At 57.9% G+C, this 18,138-nt stretch carries 20 protein-coding genes; 16 read left to right on the forward strand and 4 right to left on the reverse strand.

Annotation, left to right across the window (positions count from 1 at the left end; all coding sequences use genetic code 11):
* Positions 1-50: 50 nt before the first annotated feature.
* The 9 genes from recN (at position 51) to MWU39_RS05840 (ending at position 8,688) form a co-directional block, all read left to right on the forward strand.
* Complete coding sequence (recN, locus tag MWU39_RS05800) at positions 51-1,718, forward strand: DNA repair protein RecN (RefSeq protein WP_247159050.1); 1,668 nt, start codon at positions 51-53, stop codon at positions 1,716-1,718.
* Positions 1,718-2,170, forward strand: a complete 453-nt coding sequence (locus MWU39_RS05805; RefSeq protein WP_247159051.1) for a hypothetical protein — start codon at positions 1,718-1,720, stop codon at positions 2,168-2,170. The genes recN and MWU39_RS05805 overlap by 1 nt, the downstream gene beginning before the upstream one ends.
* A gap of 437 nt (positions 2,171-2,607) precedes the next feature.
* A complete protein-coding gene (locus MWU39_RS05810; protein ID WP_247159052.1) occupies positions 2,608-3,096 on the forward strand; it encodes a hypothetical protein in 489 nt (162 codons plus the stop codon).
* Positions 3,093-3,470 carry an antibiotic biosynthesis monooxygenase gene (locus MWU39_RS05815; protein WP_247159053.1) on the forward strand — a complete coding sequence of 126 codons (378 nt, stop codon included), beginning with the start codon at positions 3,093-3,095 and terminating at the stop codon, positions 3,468-3,470. The genes MWU39_RS05810 and MWU39_RS05815 overlap by 4 nt, the downstream gene beginning before the upstream one ends.
* The gene (ligA, locus tag MWU39_RS05820) at positions 3,463-5,523 is read left to right on the forward strand and encodes an NAD-dependent DNA ligase LigA (RefSeq protein WP_348646370.1); all 2,061 of its coding nucleotides are present in this window, start codon (positions 3,463-3,465) and stop codon (positions 5,521-5,523) included. The genes MWU39_RS05815 and ligA overlap by 8 nt, the downstream gene beginning before the upstream one ends.
* Positions 5,524-5,581: 58 nt before the next feature.
* A complete protein-coding gene (locus MWU39_RS05825) occupies positions 5,582-6,547 on the forward strand; it encodes a hypothetical protein (protein ID WP_247159054.1) in 966 nt (321 codons plus the stop codon).
* A complete protein-coding gene (locus tag MWU39_RS05830) occupies positions 6,544-7,035 on the forward strand; it encodes a CinA family protein (RefSeq protein WP_247159055.1) in 492 nt (163 codons plus the stop codon). Before MWU39_RS05825 ends, MWU39_RS05830 begins: the two co-directional genes overlap by 4 nt.
* A 91-nt stretch (positions 7,036-7,126) precedes the next feature.
* On the forward strand, positions 7,127-7,486 hold the full coding sequence (locus MWU39_RS05835; protein WP_247159057.1) for a YciI family protein: 360 nt from the start codon (positions 7,127-7,129) through the stop codon (positions 7,484-7,486).
* A complete protein-coding gene (locus tag MWU39_RS05840) occupies positions 7,483-8,688 on the forward strand; it encodes a DUF6596 domain-containing protein (RefSeq protein WP_247159058.1) in 1,206 nt (401 codons plus the stop codon). The genes MWU39_RS05835 and MWU39_RS05840 overlap by 4 nt, the downstream gene beginning before the upstream one ends.
* On the opposite strand, the gene MWU39_RS05845 is transcribed toward MWU39_RS05840, so the two are convergent.
* Genes MWU39_RS05845 through MWU39_RS05860 form a run of 4 tightly spaced genes read right to left on the reverse strand, consistent with a single transcriptional unit; the run spans position 8,685 to position 11,922 of the window.
* Positions 8,685-9,371, reverse strand: a complete 687-nt coding sequence (locus tag MWU39_RS05845) for a TIGR02117 family protein (RefSeq protein WP_247159059.1) — start codon at positions 9,369-9,371, stop codon at positions 8,685-8,687. The genes MWU39_RS05840 and MWU39_RS05845 overlap by 4 nt on opposite strands.
* Complete coding sequence (locus MWU39_RS05850) at positions 9,361-10,269, reverse strand: 50S ribosomal protein L11 methyltransferase (RefSeq protein ID WP_247159062.1); 909 nt, start codon at positions 10,267-10,269, stop codon at positions 9,361-9,363. The genes MWU39_RS05845 and MWU39_RS05850 overlap by 11 nt, the downstream gene beginning before the upstream one ends.
* Entirely contained in the window at positions 10,266-11,222 is a 957-nt protein-coding gene (bla, locus tag MWU39_RS05855; protein WP_247159063.1) for a subclass B3 metallo-beta-lactamase, read from the reverse strand. Before bla ends, MWU39_RS05850 begins: the two co-directional genes overlap by 4 nt.
* Positions 11,212-11,922, reverse strand: a complete 711-nt coding sequence (locus MWU39_RS05860) for an SDR family oxidoreductase (RefSeq protein ID WP_247159064.1) — start codon at positions 11,920-11,922, stop codon at positions 11,212-11,214. Before MWU39_RS05860 ends, bla begins: the two co-directional genes overlap by 11 nt.
* Positions 11,923-12,063: 141 nt before the next feature.
* Here MWU39_RS05860 and sdhC point away from each other — a divergent pair, with 141 nt between their 5' ends.
* From sdhC to MWU39_RS05895, 7 genes are all read left to right on the forward strand, one after another.
* Positions 12,064-12,456 (forward strand): succinate dehydrogenase, cytochrome b556 subunit, encoded by a 393-nt coding sequence (gene sdhC / locus MWU39_RS05865; protein WP_281501078.1) that lies wholly within the window; start codon positions 12,064-12,066, stop codon positions 12,454-12,456.
* Positions 12,456-12,842, forward strand: a complete 387-nt coding sequence (sdhD, locus tag MWU39_RS05870; RefSeq protein ID WP_247159066.1) for a succinate dehydrogenase, hydrophobic membrane anchor protein — start codon at positions 12,456-12,458, stop codon at positions 12,840-12,842. Before sdhC ends, sdhD begins: the two co-directional genes overlap by 1 nt.
* Entirely contained in the window at positions 12,842-14,707 is a 1,866-nt protein-coding gene (gene sdhA / locus MWU39_RS05875; protein WP_247159067.1) for a succinate dehydrogenase flavoprotein subunit, read from the forward strand. The genes sdhD and sdhA overlap by 1 nt, the downstream gene beginning before the upstream one ends.
* A 2-nt stretch (positions 14,708-14,709) precedes the next feature.
* Positions 14,710-15,249 carry an STM3941 family protein gene (locus MWU39_RS05880; RefSeq protein WP_247159069.1) on the forward strand — a complete coding sequence of 180 codons (540 nt, stop codon included), beginning with the start codon at positions 14,710-14,712 and terminating at the stop codon, positions 15,247-15,249.
* Positions 15,250-15,324: 75 nt separating this feature from the next.
* The gene (locus MWU39_RS05885; RefSeq protein WP_247159070.1) at positions 15,325-15,738 is read left to right on the forward strand and encodes a hypothetical protein; all 414 of its coding nucleotides are present in this window, start codon (positions 15,325-15,327) and stop codon (positions 15,736-15,738) included.
* 62 nt (positions 15,739-15,800) lie between these two features.
* The gene (locus MWU39_RS05890) at positions 15,801-17,093 is read left to right on the forward strand and encodes an adenylate/guanylate cyclase domain-containing protein (protein WP_247159071.1); all 1,293 of its coding nucleotides are present in this window, start codon (positions 15,801-15,803) and stop codon (positions 17,091-17,093) included.
* Between the two features lie 51 nt (positions 17,094-17,144).
* The gene (locus MWU39_RS05895; RefSeq protein ID WP_247159073.1) at positions 17,145-18,137 is read left to right on the forward strand and encodes a C13 family peptidase; all 993 of its coding nucleotides are present in this window, start codon (positions 17,145-17,147) and stop codon (positions 18,135-18,137) included.
* Position 18,138 lies beyond the last annotated feature (1 nt).

An 18,138-nucleotide genomic window follows, 5' to 3' on the forward strand; every position in this document is an offset into this window, starting at 1 on the left:
TCTGCACCCAGCGTGACGCGCCGAAATTCATGGGTTAAGGCATTGAAACGATGCTGACCCGGCTTTCCATTCGCAACATTGTTTTGATCGAGGCGCTGGACCTCGATTTTTCGCGTGGGCTGGGTGTGCTTACGGGCGAAACCGGCGCGGGCAAGTCGATCTTGCTCGATGCCTTGGGCTTGATCCTGGGTGACCGCGCAGAGACGGCTCTGGTCCGGGCAGGCGAGGCGAAGGCCAGCGTCACCGCCAGTTTCGAATTCGCCGCTTTGCCGGATCTGATCGCGGCAGCGCTCGACGATGCCGATCTTGAGATTGAGCCGGGCGAGCCTCTGATCATCCGGCGTCAGGTAAAGGCCGATGGCGGCTCCAAAGCCTTTATCAACGATCAACCGACCAGCGTGGCTTTGCTGCGCGAACTCGCGCCCGCATTGGTCGAGCTGCACGGACAGCACGATGATCGCGGCCTTGTGAACCCGCGCGGGCACAGGGCTTTGCTGGACAGATATGCGGGCACAGACCTTTCGGGGATGGAGCGGCGCTGGCGCAATTGGGCCAAGGCTCAGGCGCAATTGTCCGAGGCACGCGATGAAGTTGAACAGGCCAAGGCTGACCAAGATCTTCTGATCGCGCATCTCGCCGAATTGACCGAGCTTGAGCCGCAAGCGGGCGAAGAAGTGCGCCTCGCTGGAGCGCGGTCCGATATGCAAAAGGCGGAGAAGCTCTCCGGTGAACTCGAAGATTTGCGCCACATCTGGGAGGGATCGGATTCCCCGCTCGCATCGCTGCGTGTTGCCGCGCGCAAGCTAGACCGGATTGCCGACCAGCATCCCCTGTTGACCGAGGCGCTCGCTGCGCTTGATCGGGCTGTGATCGAAGCGGGCGAGGCGGAAGACAAGCTGGAGACCGCCGCGCAGTCGCTCGTGCACGATCCCGCTGCGCTGGACGATGCCGAAACGCGCCTGTTCGAACTGCGCGCGCTGGCGCGGAAGCACCGCTGCGATGTCGATCACCTGCCTGAACTGATGCGCGAAATGCGCGGGCAATTGGACGCGATCGAAGGCGGCGAGGCGACGCTCGATGCGCTGGAAGTAGCCGCGAAAGAAGCGCGCACTGCCTATCTGACCATGGCCGAGAAAGCGCATGAAAAGCGCGTAAAAGCGGCCAAGGTGCTGGACAAGGCCGTCGCTGCGGAACTTGCTCCGCTGAAGCTGGATGCCGCGCGCTTCCTCACCTCGATTGGCAAATTGCCGGAGGAGAAATGGGGTGCGCATGGCATGGACAGCGCGGAGTTCCTGATCGCCACCAATCCCGGCGCCGACTTTGCGCCGCTGGCTAAGATCGCATCGGGCGGCGAGTTGTCGCGCTTTATCCTCGCGCTGAAAGTGGCGCTGGCGGAAAAAGGCGGCGCGGCGACGATTATCTTTGACGAGATTGACCGCGGCGTGGGCGGGGCGGTGGCCAGCGCCATCGGAGAACGCCTCGCGCGGCTTGCCAGCGCGGAAGGGCAATTGCTGGCCGTAACGCACAGCCCGCAAGTCGCCGCGCGCGGCGGGCAACATTACCTGATCGCCAAGGCTTCCAGCGGCACTGTGACGAAGACCAGTGTCGTGTTGCTCGACGATGCACAACGCCAAGAAGAGATCGCGCGGATGCTGTCCGGTGCGGAGGTTACGCCTGAGGCAAGGGCGCAGGCGGATCGTTTGCTGGAGGGGGTTTGATGGAAATTCTGGGCGGAATGCTCTTAATCACTATTTTGCTGACGCTGCTGGGCTCGGTTACGGTGCTGGCTCTTGCTAGCATGGTGACGTTAGGTCTCGTAACCGAAATGAGTTTCAAACGGCTCTTTTTCGTATCGTTCGGGATTGGGTTGCTGGCCCCGCTTGGGCTTGCGATATGGGCGTCATCGGTGGTTAGTGAGGAGAGTTTTCAGCTGGAATTGCTGACCGAATTGAATGAGGCGGTATCCGGATCAGAAACTGTTATTGACGCTCTCCCGCGCATCCAAGAGCTTCGTCAGCAACTGAGCGATGGCACGATTACTGCGGACGAGTTCGAGACTCAGTTGGAACAGTTGATCGAAGAAACATCCGGCGCCCAGATTGAGCTTGAAGGCCCGGAGGTGAAGCCGGAGACGGAGCCGCAGGCTGATACCTTGCCCGAGGGGGAGTGATGGGTTTCGACTATTCGAAACTCAATGTTCAAGATGAAAGAGGCAAATGGCTTTGCCCAAGTTGCGGGTATTCAGATTGCTTCGACGGTCGGTCATTTAGTGAAGATGGGCCGCTAATTGGCACAGGGATATGTCCCTGCTGCATGTACGAACCCGGGTTTGATGACATTGCAGCCGCCTCGGGAACACCCTTTGATGAACCCGTAGAGGCTCTTCGTTCATATTCTAAAGCTTGGAGAAGCGGCAGTTTGGTTTGGCGTGGTGAACTTTCGTCCAAGCCAATTCACTGGGATGCGGCGAAGCAATTGGAGCAATGGTTGATGCATTGTCAGCCAGCGTTGAAATAACTGGGGCGAACACTCTATGCTCGTAGGGGAGACCGCCAGATTTGACCGTGAGCTTAGAAAGCCGACCTCAAAACAGATGATAGCGTTGATATGACAATAGTATTCAAGCTTGTCGCTGTCACCGCGATACTGACCACCCAACCCGCATCGGCCCCAACGCCGCAACCCATAACCTTTCCCGGCGCTGCCGAAATCGAGTTAGGCGAATGGCCGCTCGGAAAGGCCGATCCGGGCGCGGTTGAGGCTATGTTCCGGCACGAAATTGTGCGGATGGAGGCGCGCTTTGGGCAGAAGTTGGATTTTCTGTGTCTGGGATATTCCTACGGCCAGCCGACCAAGGCATTCTTTGAGCGGTTTTCGGACACTGCCACTCCCCTGATGGGGCGTCTCTCTTGCTCGCCTGACCGCAATCGCGATGCCATGGGGGTACTTGTCGAACTCAGCACGATCCGCTGTGAAAAGCTGGTCTGCTCAGCGAAAACCAATATCAGTTTTGGAAACACGTTTGTGCCCGGCGTGCCGATTTCAGCGCACAAAACGCCGGATGGATGGGCTGTGCGATTGCAGGAAAGCAAGTGATCGGACGGCGTGAATTTGTAGGTGTGGCGGCGCTTGGCCTATTGGCGGGATGCGCCTCACCACGGATAGGAAAAGAGACGATGGAAGAGATGTACGGCCTGATCGGGCAAATGAAGGTCGCCGATGGAAAGCGCGGCGAAGTGATCGCAGCAATGCTGGCGGGCACGCGCGATATGCCGGGCAATATCGCTTACATGATCGCCGAAGACCTAGACGATCCCAATTCGATCTGGATCACCGAAGTGTGGCAGACCAAAACAGATCACGCCAACAGCCTGCAACTGCCCGGCGTGCAGGAAGCCATCGGCAAAGCGCGCGCGCACATCACCGGCTTTGGCACCCGTGTAGAAACGAAGCCTATTGTGCGTGGCTGAACAAGTGTCCGAAGCCGAGGCCGCCAATGAGCTGATGCGTCTTGCTCGCCAGATTGCGAAGCATGACAAGCTGTATCATGCGCAGGACAATCCCGAGATTACCGATCAGGAATATGATGCGCTGGTCCGCCGCAATCGCGAATTGGAAGAAGCGTTTCCACATCTGATCCGGCCTGACAGTCCGTCGCAGAAGGTGGGGCATGAAGTGGCAGCATCGCCGCTGTCGAAGGTGACGCATGAGCAGCGCATGATGAGCCTCGACAACGCGTTTAACCGCGAAGAGGTGGAGGAATGGACGGCGCGTATCCGGCGGTTCCTTAGCCTCGGCGCGGATGATCCGGTCGCGATAACGGCGGAGGATAAGATTGACGGGCTGTCCTGCTCGCTGCGCTATGAGACCGGTAAACTGGTCCGCGCCGCGACGCGCGGGGACGGGCAGGTGGGTGAGGACGTGACGCCCAATGTGCGCCATATCGCCGATATTCCGCAGGGGCTTCCAGCAGGTGTGCCGGAAGTCTTCGAAGTGCGCGGCGAGGTTTATATGTCCAAAGCCGATTTTGCCGCGATCAATGCGGTGCAGGAGGAAGCGGGCGGAAAGCTGTTCGCCAATCCGCGCAACGCGGCCGCTGGTTCGCTGCGCCAGAAAGATGCGAGCGTCACCGCGAAACGCCCGCTCAAATTTTGGGCCTATGGCTGGGGAGCGGCATCAGAAGTGCCGCGCGAGACCCAGCACGAGATGATGCGGATGTTGGAAAGCTGGGGCTTTCCGCTGTCACCGTTTCTCACCGTGACGGGCGATGTCGATGCGATGATCGCGCATTATGAGGAGATTGGCCGTCAGCGGCCCGATCTCGGCTATGATATCGATGGCGTCGTCTACAAAGTGGACCGCCTCGATTATCAGCAGCGATTGGGCTTTGTCGCAAAGGCGCCGCGCTGGGCCTTGGCGCACAAATTCCCTGCCGAACGGGCGCAGACTACGCTGGAGGCGATCGATATTCAGGTTGGCCGTACGGGCAAATTGACGCCGGTGGGCAGGCTATCGCCGGTGCTGGTCGGCGGGGTGACGGTCACCAATGTGACGCTCCATAATCGCGACGAGATTGAACGGCTTGGTGTGAGGCCAGGCGACCGGATCGTGATCCAGCGCGCGGGCGATGTGATCCCGCAAGTGGTCGAGAATTTGACTCGCGAAGAGCCGCGCGATCCCTACGCCTTTCCCGACAAATGCCCCGAATGCGACAGCGAGGCCGTTGCCGAGGAAGGCGAGGTCGATGTGCGCTGTACAGGCGGTCTTATCTGTCCGGCGCAACGCACTCAAAGACTTGAACATTTTGTCAGCCGCAAGGCGCTGGATATTGACGGGTTCGGCAGCAAGACCATCGCGCAATTCTTTGCGCTGGGGTGGCTGGAAAGCCCAGCGGATATCTTCCGTTTGCGGGAGCGACGGGAGGATATTCTGGCGCTTGAAGGGTGGCAGGATAAGTCTGTCGATAACCTGTTGGCGGCTGTGGATAGCAAGCGTGAGCCCGACGCGGCGCGGCTGCTATTCGGCCTCGGTATCCGCCATGTCGGCGAAGTAACCGCGCGGGACCTCTTGAAGCATGTTCACGAGCTGCCTGCCTTGCGCGAACTGGCCGAAAAAGCTCGCAGCGATGACGAAGAGGCCGCCAACGAACTCACCAGCATAGACGGTATCGGCCCCAGCGTGGTGGAGGCGCTCGGCGATTTCTTCCACGAACCGCATAATGTCGCGGTTTGGGAAGACCTCTTGGGCCAAGTCACCCCTCCTCGATACGAGGTCGAAACGCTCGACAGTCCGGTCGCCGGCAAAACGGTCGTATTCACCGGCAAACTCGAAACGATGAGCCGCGATGAAGCCAAGGCTCAGGCCGAGCGGTTGGGTGCAAAGGCATCGGGCAGTGTTAGCGCCAAGACCGGCTTGCTGGTCGCAGGGCCCGGTGCGGGATCGAAACTCAAGAAGGCGCAGGAGCTCGGCATCGAAACCACTGATGAGGCGGGTTGGGCGAAGATTGTGGCAGAAGCGAGATGAGTTGGAAGATTTGCCAATGCTGAGAGTATTTCTAGCGTTCTTGGCCTTCGCTCTGCCGATGGAAGCGCAAGCGTCGGCGAATGAACCTATACCAGTTTCGAGCGATACAGCCGAAATACTGATCGTGCCGTTCGATCCGCCTCTTGATACGCCGCTCAAATACTCGTTTGTGGAAGTGTCGGAGCAGACTGGCAGAGAGCCTCGGCGAGTGGAATACGAGCAAGAGCTTACTTTTCAGAAGATCGAAGACGGATACCTTTTGCAATTGAAAAACATTGCGATCGTCGTAGGCGAGCAGAGGATAGCGCTAAACAAGGAAAGCATTCTCAGAGAGTTTCCTCCTGCGATGGCCGCTCTCTTCTCGCCCAATCTTGAACCGGTTGAGATCGAATTGGACGCATTCGGCGAGCCGCTTAGGTTGAGGAACTGGGAGGCTACACGAGCTGCAATAATTGCCCAGAAAGACTTTTGGATCTCGCAAGTGAGCCCTGAAGTAGCCGAGATTTATCAAGAATCGTTCGAGCTCGTATTTGCTCCAATTAGGAACAGCACACCGGAAGATGCGGCCTATGTCGCAGTAAAAGGTTGGCCATACATCCTTGGATTTGGCGGTCTTGAGTTGGAAGAAGGCGCTGAGTACGAATTGGATACAGAGATGCAGGTTGGAATCGCCTCGTCCACAATCGATGCTTTGTCTCTGCTCCGTTTGGACCGAGACGAGCATCGTAACTTGTATTATTCGGAATCCACCCAGGCGGATGAAGCGCAGCTTTTGATCGCTCTTAAGAATACTTTTGACGAGCTACCGGGGAAATTCCAAAGCCTCCAGACGGAAGAAGTTCAGGAAAAAATTGAGGATGCAAAGAACACTTTGCAGATGGCTCAAATGATTGATGAACTCGACATCGTTTTTGACGAACGCAGCGGTCTCCCGCTCAGTGCAAAGTCCACGAACTCATTGTTGATCAATGCCGAGATTAGCCGAAAAGTTTCATTTTCGATCCGTAGTGTCGATACGAAATGATCCTCCGCGAACTCCACCCGCAAGCCGTTCGAATCGCGGAGGCCCTCAAAGCGCGCGGCGAGAAAATCGCCGTCGCAGACGGAGCGACGGGCGGGTTGATCGGCGCAAGCCTGCTCACGGTGCCCGGCGCGCTCAAATTCTATGTTGGCGGGGGCATCGTCTATTCGTTCAAGGCCCGCGATGTCCTGTTTGATCTGCCGCGCGAAGCCTATGAAGGCATGCGCTCCGCCACGGAAGAATATGCGCTGCTTCAGGCCCGCGCTATTCGCGACAGGCTCGGTGCGGAATGGGGCATTGCCGAAAGCGGCGCTGCGGGATCAAGCAAGCATCCGATGGGCGTCGCCTCCGGCAAAAGCGTCGCGGCGGTTGCCGGGCCGCAGCTCGAGCGGACCCAGACCATCGAGACATCAAGCGATGACCGGATCGACAATATGGCGGCGTTCACCCGCAACGCGCTGAACCTGCTCGAAAGCGCGCTTTCCGAATAAATTTTCGCAGACCTGTCGAATCCGGCTTGCCTCATCCGTCTCAGTGTCAGAGCCTTGCCGATGTGGCGCGGCCAGTAACGGAGATTGAACGATGCAATACATGCTGCTGATCAATGAAAGCGAAGACGCCTATACGGGCGAGAATGCCGCACAGGTGATGGAAGAGACGCTGGCCGGTCATTTGAAGTTGATCGAGAAGCTGACCGAAAGCGGCACCGAATGGTCGGGCAACCGCCTGCGCGAGGCGCATACGGCGACCACTTTACGGTACTCTGGTGAAGGCGACGGCGTGCTGCATGACGGCCCTTACGCCGAAACGCATGAAGAGTTGGGCGGGTATTATATCGTTGATGCGCCGGATCTCGATGCGGCGGTCGAATGGGCACGGATGATCCCGATCCCCGGTGCCGGATCAATCGAAATTCGCCCTATTTGGCCCGAGGACGAGTGATCGAGGCGGCGAAGGCCATCGCAGACGCACGGCCACGGGTGGTATCCGCTCTGGCCGTGCATTTGCGCGATCTGGACCTTGCCGAAGACAGTTTTGCCGAAGCCGTCGAAGCGTGCCTGAAGCTGGTGGAGCCTCCCGACAATATCGCTGGATGGCTGCACGTCACGGCGCGGCGCAAGGCGGTCGACGCGATCCGCAAGCGCGAGGCGCAGGCCCGTGCAGCAGATGGCGAAGCGCAGATTTCTGATATGGAAAATATCCTCACCTTGCCTGAGCCTATCGCAGACGAGCGGCTTCGGCTTTTGTTTATCTGCTGTCATCCGGCACTGGCGCCGGAAGTGCGCGTGGCGCTGGCGCTCAGGGTGATCTGCGGCATACCCGTCAGTTCAATCGCAAGCGTCTTTCTGACCAGCGAAACGACGATGTATCAGCGGATCACCCGCGCAAAGAAGAAGGTTCGCGAAGCCGGGATTCCGTTTGAACTTCCGCAGCGGCGGTTTTGGTCTGAACGGTTCGGTGCCGTGCTTCTCACGCTCGAACTGGCTTACACCGCAGCGTATCAGGATGCAGCCGGTGAGATTGACCCTGAACTCGCCGAAGAGATTGCACGACTTGCAACTCTGGTAACGGAGCTCTTTCCAGACGAACCCGAGGCATTGGGGCTTGCGGCCTTAATCATGCTGGCACGGTCTCGGGAGAAGTCGCGGGTGAGCGAGCAGGGCGGCATGATCCCCTTGTCGCGTCAGGATACGGGGGTGTGGGATCGTCGGGCTATAGAGCAGGCTCGCCTCTGGCTCGATCAGGCCGCCCGCGCTGGGGCGACTGGCCCGTATCAGGTGATGGCCGCTATTCAACTGACCCATGCACGCCGAATGTTCGATGGGACGACAGACTGGTCGGCAATCCTGACGCTTTACGATGCTTTGATGATCATGCGCCCAGGGCCTATGGTCGAGGTGAACCGCGCCCTTGCTCTGGCGGAATGTCAGTGCGACGCGGCAGGGCTATCGGCTTTGCGCGCAGTGCCGAAAGACCGAGTGCGGCATTCCAGACCCTACCGTGTCGCGCAAGCCAAATTGCTGGAACGGCTCGGCCAATTCAGGGAAGCGCGGGCGATGCTTGAAAGCGCGATGGAACTGGACCCGCCAAGAGCCGAGCGACTGTTTCTGGAAGACTGGAAAGCCAATCTCCCAGAGGGCTAGGGCGTTTCCATGTTCGGCACCCATTTCATCACCCCGCCGGGCAGAGGTGTCCATGATCCGGTTTTGATCCCTGCATCTGCGAGCCTGTCGCTCGTCCACTGATTGCAGGTGTTGCCGATGTGATAGGTGCCTACTGCGTCATAAAACACATCGTAATAGGAATACCCGGCGTAGGTTTCCCTCGTTTCCTCCGGCACAAGCTGAGCCTGAACTTGGGAGACGAGGCGTTCATATTCCGCGCGGCCAATTCTTAGCGGGCGAAAGTCTTCGGAAGGGGCCGGGCGGACATACCACGCGACGTGCAAAACCCCGCTGCCGCCAGTCATCGCGTTGAGCGCAACCGACGGTGTCAGATCGGACCACGTCGGCGTTTCGAGAAAGAATGCCTTCTCGCCCCAGCTGACCGAAACGTGGGTGTATGAAAGGTTTGGCGAGGAAACATCGCCGAGCGCGAACTGACCCCGCCAGTCGATCACTTCGCTGTCGATTGGCATCACGATTTCGGTGTGAATGCCGTTTGATCCGACGAAAATCTCGATGCCGTCCTGCGTTTCGGCCCAATCGGAATTGCGCGGAATTGACGAGCCAATCCAAGCGGACAGAAGAAACAGCAGCGGGATGCCGATAAGGATAAACGCTGCGCTTACGCCGATCCTCTTGGCCCAAAGACGTTTACCGGTCACGGCGGCGCCTGAACCACAGAATAGCCCAGTCTCCATTCTGCAGCCGTGCCACCGGCCTGCAATGCGCGCGCCTATATGCGCGGCGCACGGCCTGTTCCTGCTCGCCGGCCAGCAATCCTGCGACGACGATGCTGCCACCGGGGCTGACCGATTTGGCAAAGTCGAGTGCAAGTTCGACCAAAGGCCCGGCTAGGATATTTGCGATTAGCAGATCATACGGCCCGCGTGCCAGCAGCAGCGGATTTTCCATTCCGTCTGCGATCACCATCGTCATCGCGCCGCGCTCTGCCCCGAGCCGGATGTTGTTCATCGCGGCATTGTCCTCTACAACATCCGCACAGACCGGGTCGATATCTGATGCGGTGCATTCGGCGCTCGGCCACAGTGCCATACCCGCAAAACCGAGCAATCCGGTGCCCGTGCCGATATCGGCAATACGGCGGAAGCTCGCGCCAGTACTCTTGATGGCATCCAGCATCTTCAGGCAGCCCGCGGTCGTTTCATGCTGGCCAGTGCCAAACGCCTGACTGGCCGGAATGGCGAAGTTCACCGCGTCATCAGCGGGCTCATAATCGGGCGTGTGGACGTAGAACCGGCCAGCGCGAATTGGAGGCGTGCCTTCCTGACTGAGTGTCACCCAATCCTCATCCGGCAATTTTTCTGATGTGATTTTAGGCGCTTTGCCCGCGAAAAGTCCTGCAAGTGCCTTGGTTTGGGCAGAACCGGGCTTGCGCGGATACCATGCTTCCAAAACCCATTCGAGCGGGCGATCCTCGTCAATCTCGCGTCCCGAGATAACAAGGTCGAAATCCCACTCTTCTATTTCGTCATGCGCAAGCAGAGCGCCCTGCACATCAGGTTTCGGCGCAAATGCGCTGAGTTTCCATGCGGCGCTCATTCGCTGGCCGCTTCCTTGACGAGGCGTGCGTCGAGATCGCGGTGTTTGCCGGCGGCATAATCGCCACAAGAGACGCCGCCTTCAAACGTGCCAGTCTCTGCGCGCTTCACCATTTTGCTGTGGGAAGGGTGCGGCGTGAGCAGAATATCGCAATCAAGCGCGGCAAGACGATCTAGCCCATCAAAATAGGCCCGCACATATTCGGGATGATCGCTGAATTTGTAATCATCGCTGCTGACTGGGGAGAGGCTGTCGGCGTAGACTATATTCAGGCACCGGTCGCCTTCGCAAGATTTCCACTGCCAGCTTAATGCCCCAGGGGAATGGCCCGGCGTTCGATGCGCTTTAAGTTTCGTCCCCGCATCAAGATCATAGGCTTCAACCTGCTCATCCCACCGCTGCTCGTTTCCCTTCAGGAACCTCACATCGCTGATCGTTTGCATGGGGTCGTGCATCCCAAACTGCGGATCATTTGCAAGTGGTTCACCGCTGACCATCATCACCAGCCCGGCTTCTGGTGAGGCATGAACTTGCCCACCTGTAACTTGCGCCACAATTGCCATACCGCCCACGTGATCGAAGTGTTCGTGACTTTGCAGCAGGAATTCGATGTCTTGCGGGTCAAAACCAAGAGAACGGATATTGGCGAGGATAATTTTGGCCCCGGCCTTAGTCCCAGTATCAATTAGAACATGGCCATCATCGCCCGTAATAAGGATCGCTGCGATGCCACATGTGCCGACATAATAGGTGTTGCCGTAAATGCGGTACGGAGGTGCGGGTTTGTCCCAATCATCCCACGGTTTGCAAACGCTTGCCCACTCCTGTGGCAGAACGAATGGCTGAATACGCTCAGGCGGGGAAGAGTTCAACCCGGGCAGCAAATCCGCCCGCGTCACTGGCGGCGTGGTCAGGCCATTGGCTAGCGCGAAAGCGAGAAAATCAACGAACAAAGCTGGCTCCATTGGCGTCTAATACCGCGCCGGTCATGCTGGGAGGGGCATCGAGCGCGCAAAACGCGATGATGCGGGCTATTTCTTCCGGCTCGGCAACGCGGCCAAGTGGTATGTCGGCAAGCAATCCTGCGCCGCCGCGGCTGTCGAGGTAGTCGCCAGCCATGCTGGTATCGGTAAAGCCCGGGGTGATCGCGTAGCTGAGGATGCCTTCGCTGGCATAGGCTCGCGCGATGCTTTTGTGCATGGAGACCATGCCGCCTTTTGCCGCTGCATAATGCCAATGCGCTGGCGAATCGCCGCGATAGGCCGCGCGGCTCGCAACATGGACCAGACGCCCGCCGCAACCTTTCGATTGCCAATGGCGGATGGCAAATCGGCTAAGCTGGGCCGCCGCGGTCAGGTTGATGCGCAGTGTATCGTCCCACGCATCAAGCCATTCTATGTCGGAGCGATCCAGATGATTGGCTTCGAACAGTCCGGCATTGTTTACCACGGCGCTGATCTCTCCGCCCGAGCGATCCAGAGCTTCTTCCCAAAGCAATTGCGCCGAGCCAGGGTTGGAAAAGTCCGCGGCGACGGTGTCACTAGCGGAGTTTTTTGTCGCGTGGCCGATCACGTTTTGGCCGCGTTCGATCAGCATCGCTTTGGCCGATGCGCCGATCCCGCGGCTGGTTCCGGTGATTAGAATGAAACTCATGGCGGTCTTTATCCAAAACTTTGCAAGCCTCTGTCCAGAACTTTGCAAGTATTGTCGAGCGTTCACGGCTTGCCTCACACGCCAAGAACGCTAAGTGTGGCGCGATAAATCGACGCAAAAGTACGTTTGAACGGAATAATCATGAGTCAAAGACCGCTTTCTCCTCACCTCCAGATTTGGCGGTGGGGGCCGCACATGCTGGTATCGATCCTTCACCGCGCGACCGGGGATGGAATGGCTCTGGTCGGGCTCGCGGTTCTGGTATGGTGGCTCGGCGCGATTGCCAGCGGCCCTGCGGCCTACGAAACATTCACTGGCGTTATGACTTCGCCGCTCGGCTGGGTTGTGATGGTCGGGCTTAGCTGGGCGTTTTTCACTCACATGATGAGCGGACTGCGCCATTTTGTGCTCGACATTGGCGCGGGGTATGAACTGAACACCAACAAAATGTGGTCGATTGCTTCGCCATTGATTGCTGTTGTTCTGACATGCGGCTTCTGGGCCCTGGTCCTCACCAAGCAGGGAGTGATCTGATGGGTAACGGCACTTCTATCGGCAAAGTTCGCGGCCTCGGCTCATCGCATGATGGCGCGCATCACTGGCTTTCGCATCGCTTCACCGCGATCAGCAATCTTGTCCTGATGAGCTGGCTGATCGTCAGCTTTGTGACGATGGCCGATTTCTCCCACGGCACAGTGAGCGCTTGGCTATCCATGCCGATCACGGCGGTGGCGATGATCCTGCTGGTCATCAGCCTGTTTGCCCATGCGCGCATGGGTCTGCAGGTGCTGATTGAGGACTATGTCCACAATTCCGGTTCAAAATTCGCGGCTTTGTCCGCTCTCAACATCGCAGTTATTGGCGGCGGCGCGTTTGCTGTATTCAGCGTCGCAAGCCTCGCATTTGGAGGTCAGGCCTGATGCCGACGACAGCAGACAGTTCTACCAACGCCTCGCTCAAAGGCTCTTATCAGATCATTGATCACATGTATGACGTGATCGTTGTGGGCGCGGGCGGTTCCGGCCTTCGCGCGACTATGGGCGCGGCGGAAGCCGGCCTTCGCACGGCCAACATTTCAAAGGTTTTCCCGACCCGTTCGCACACCGTTGCGGCGCAAGGCGGTATCGCCGCATCTTTGGGCAACAACACGCCCGATCACTGGTCCTGGCATATGTACGACACCGTTAAGGGTGCCGACTGGCTGGGTGACCAAGACGCGATTGAATATCTCGCACGCGAAGCGCCTCAGGCGGTTTATGAACTTGAACACGCTGGCGTACCGTTTTCGCGCAACGAAGATGGGACGATTTATCAGCGTCCGTTTGGTGGCCACATGCAGAATATGGGTGCCGGTCCTCCTGTGCAGCGCACCTGCGCTGCGGCCGACCGTACCGGCCACGCGATGCTTCACGCGCTGTATCAGCAGAGCCTGAAATACGATGCGGACTTCTTCATCGAGTATTTCGCTCTCGATCTGATCATGAGCGAAGTCGACGGCGTGAAAAAATGCGTCGGCGTGATGGCGATGTGCCTCGACGATGGCACGATCCACCGTTTCCGCGCGCAATCCGTCGTGCTGGCAACCGGCGGCTATGGCCGTTGCTATTTCACCGCGACATCCGCGCACACCTGCACCGGCGATGGTGGCGGCATGGTTCTGCGCGCGGGTCTACCATTGCAGGACATGGAGTTCGTGCAATTCCACCCGACCGGCATTTACGGCGCGGGCGTTCTCATCACAGAGGGCGCGCGCGGCGAGGGCGGCTATCTCACCAATTCCGAAGGCGAGCGTTTCATGGAACGCTATGCCCCGTCGGCGAAGGACCTCGCATCGCGCGATGTTGTGTCGCGCTCAATGGCGCTCGAAATGCGCGAAGGGCGCGGTCAGGGGCCTGAAGGCGACCATATCCACCTTCACTTGGATCATATCGCTCCTGACGTGCTGGCTCAGCGCCTGCCGGGCATCACCGAAAGCGGAAAGATTTTCGCTGGCGTTGATCTCACCAAACAAGCTCTGCCGGTGACCCCGACAGTCCATTACAATATGGGCGGTATTCCGTGTAACTATCACGGTCAGGTTGTGACCCTTGGCAAGGATGGACCGGATACGGTTGTGCCGGGTCTCTATGCCGTTGGCGAAGCGGCCTGTGTGTCGGTTCACGGTGCAAACCGTCTCGGCTCAAACTCGCTGATCGATCTTGTCGTGTTTGGCCGCGCAACCGGCCTGCACCTCAAAGACAACCTCACCGCCGGCGCGAGCCAGCCCGAACTGCCAGCAGACAGTGCAGATTTTGCTTTGGGCCGTGTCGATCACTTCCGTTACGCTCAGGGCGGCTCACCGACGGCGGCGATCCGTGCCGATATGCAGAAAGCCATGCAGGCGCACGCCGCTGTGTTCCGCGATACGAAGCTGATGGACGAAGGCGTCGAGAAGCTGGCCGCGCAAAACGCACGGATGGAAGACATCCATGTCACCGATCAATCGTTGATCTGGAACAGCGATCTGATCGAGACGCTGGAACTCGACAATCTGATGGCTCAGGCGAATGTCACCATGGCATCGGCTGCGAACCGCAAAGAAAGCCGCGGCGCCCATGCGCACGAGGATTTCCCGGATCGCAACGATAAAGAATGGATGAAGCACACAGTCGCCTGGTTCGAAGGCTGGGGCGGAAACGCCAATGGCTCTGGAAAAGGCGATATCAAAATCGATTATCGTCCGGTCCACGAATATACGCTGACCGAAGACGCGACTTACATTGAGCCGAAAGCGCGGGTTTACTAACCGTGAAAGAAAACGCCGAAGCATTCGAAGCGCGCATTTCACCTGTGCGCTCGATCGCTCTTGGTGTTCTTTCTGCCGGATTTGTAGCAGTTGGCTTTTTGCTGGTCGGTGCTTTCGGCGCGATTGATTTCGAAAGCAGCCGATTTCCTGCATGGGTTGTGCAGGTTGCTGGATGGTTGAGCATCGTCTTTTTCGGACCGCTCACATTTGTGCATCTCTGGCGCGGCCTTAATCCCGGCCTAGCGGTGCGGATCAATTCTGATGGGATGCTGCTTAAAGACTTTTCAGCAGACATGATTCCGTGGTCCGATGTGCAGGAGCTTCGCAGTCTGAATGTGATGGGCACGAATATGCTGCAGTTCGAAGTGACCGATGCGCGCATGGAGCAATTCGGTTGGTTCCGGCGCAAATCTGCTGAGATCAATCGTTCGACTTCGGGGCTGGCGCATTCAATCGTCGTGAACAACACAAACCGGAGCCATTCGGAATTGCTCGAGGCAGTTACCTTTTTTGCTCCACCACAACTCTCACAGTATTTGTAGGTTCGTCTGAAGTCAGTTCACCTCAAATTCAGATCGCAGATGAGACTATCTACTTGAAATAAAGGGGAAGTTGCTGTGTTTCTCGATCTAATCGTCCTATCAAGTGTTGCTGCATCTCCCACTTTTAGCGGAGAATTTTCTGGGTATCACTTTGATCAGACAACCCCGAACAGGTGGGAACGCTTTGATCTCGTCCTTACGAACGAGACCGAAGCCGTCTCCGAGATAAAGGTATGTCCGAACCAAGCGCAAATGGTTATGCGTGATCACCAACGCTCTGAAATCGGCGCTTTTGCGATCAAATTCGACGATGCCAATTGGAGCTACAGTTGCGAGACGCGATCTGTCGATGCTGGCGAAAGCGTAACGCTGAAGCTGTTCTTCCGTGCGAGACATGCGCCGGGCCCGCAGCGCGATGTTACGGTGCAAACGAGCGCAGGTGATTTCATGATTAAGGGTGGCAAACAGCGGGTCGCGTTGAACCGCTAACGCCTGCCGCTCACCCGCCGTCGAAACCGGCTCTCTTGTAATATGTGATTGCCCTGCTGTTGGTGCTTGTCCCACGCGCGCAAAGCGGCGATACATTCGCTGACGGGGGAACACATTTGCTTGCACGTTTTGACGATCCGGCGATCGAACGCGCTTATGTTGCCAGTGAGCGCGAGGCGCGCATTCCTGGCACGCGGTTTCTCGCGGCGATCGGGATCGTCACACTGATCTCCTATATCGGGTTTAACCCGATGCATTTCCCCCTTGAGGGCGTGCTTGCTTACAACCTTGCTGCTGGTCCGTTTATCCTGCTTCTCGGGGCGATTATCGGGCTGACCTTTACACAGGTCTATCTCGACAAGCCGTGGATTGATCTGATCATCTTTTCGGTCATGGCCGCTGTAATGGTCATGCTGATTGACGCTTTGGGAGCGCAGGCCGACATCACCAATATCAGTCGGCTCAGCATGGCGGTTATCAATCTCGGGATTCTGATGGTCTTTGCGAGTCTCGGGTTTGTGGCAACCGCGCGGTACTTTGTCGTCTGGGCAATCATATTGCTGGCACTGTATGCGGCATTCCTGTTGCAAGCCGACAGGAGCATTGTGAACAAGGTCTATTCCTTCACCAATTTCACGACCTTTTTCACCTTCGCCTGCTTTGTGAACTGGGACATTGATCGCCGCGCGCGCAAGACATTTGCGGCGACACTTGCATTGGAAGAAGAGCGCGCGAAGACGGAGGAATTGCTCCACAATGTGCTGCCTGAGAAAGTCGCGAAGCGGCTTCAACGCGGAGAGACGATTGCCGATTCCTATGGCGATGTGTCAGTCATATTCGTCGATATTGTCGGGTTTTCATCGCTGGCCAAGCGGCTTTCCCCTGGGCATTTGGTGAAGACGCTCAACACGGTTTTCGGCCTTGCTGATGCAAGCGCAGAGCGGTTCGGCGTCGAAAAGGTGAAGACTGTTGGCGATGCCTATCTGGCGGTCGTCGGCGGGCATTCTTCAAGCGGCAGAGGCGCGGCTGATGCGATCCACTTTGCGCAGGATCTGATTGCGGCGGTTGCCAAATTCTCTGGCGATTCCGGCATCGATGTTGCCATTCGCATTGGTATCCACACCGGAAATGTCGTTGGCGGCGTCGTGGGGTCACAGCGTTTGGCCTATGATTATTGGGGCAACACAATGAACATCGCGAGCCGGATCGAAGGGGTGGCATCGCCCAACGGTATCGCGGTTTCCGAAGCAACCTATCTTGGCGCCCACGACAAGGCTCTATTTACCGAACCCGAGCTGATGACGCTCAAAGGCGTGGGTGAAATGAAGGTTTACCGCGTCGTCAGCGAAGACTGATCTGCTATAGCGATACTTGACCAAGTGCCCCGTCGCGGGCAGCTTTCGCAGATGCAAAGATCAGTAGTCGCAGCTCTATCCCTTTTCAGCCTCCTCGCATCACCCGTTGTGGCTCAAGACGCAGAAGGCGCCGCTGATAAAGGGGCGAACCAGCCTCCCGAACATATTGAGCCGTTTCCCAACCTTGCCATCGGGTCGAGCCGCAAAAAGGCGCAGGCCAGTTTCGAGCTTTCCCCGCATCTTCAACGCGCGGTTCCTGCCAAAGAAATGCTCAAACAGCAGCGCAGGCTCAATCGTTCGCTCGATGCGCTTCAGCGGGAGCGATCCGGCACTATCGATGCCTATGTCGTTTCTGTTGCGCTCGACAGCGATCCCGTTTTCGCCAGAGAAGCGCGCGAAGCCGGAAAGGTTCTGTCGCGCCGGTATGGCGGGGAAGGGCGCACCCTCGTGCTCGCCGGGCCTGACGGCGCCCGCGATGATCAGGCGCAAGGATCGATCCGTTCACTCCTGCTCAGTCTGGCCCGTATCGCCGAATTGATGAACACCGAAGAAGATGTGCTGGTGCTATACACGACCAGTCACGGCGCCAAAGTCGGCCTGATCAATCACTACGGTGATACCGAATATGGCGTGTTGTCGCCAAAGCGACTGGCGGAAGTGTTTGAAGAGCTGGGCATTGAACGTCGCCTTTTGATTATCAGCGCGTGTTATTCCGGCGTGTTCATTCCAGAACTTGCCAGCACGGAAACAGCGATCCTGACAGCCGCCGCCGCGCAGCGCACATCGTTTGGCTGCGAACCGGACAACGATTGGACTTTCTACGGCGACGCCATGATCAACCGCGCTTTGCGCCGGCCTCAGCCATTGGCCGAAGCGGCCAAAGATGCGAGCAGGAAAGTCGCGCAATGGGAAAGCAAGCGCCGATTGCTTGCATCGCTTCCGCAGTCTTCAATCGGTTCAGACGCCGATGTCTGGCTTTCCCAGTTGGAGGGCCGGATGCCGCAAACTGCGACGCAGCCTGTGGGTCGGTCGTCGGCGGAATAGC

Origin of the sequence: Erythrobacter sp. F6033, from assembly GCF_023016005.1 — a bacterium.
Classification (GTDB): Bacteria; Pseudomonadota; Alphaproteobacteria; order Sphingomonadales; family Sphingomonadaceae; genus Erythrobacter.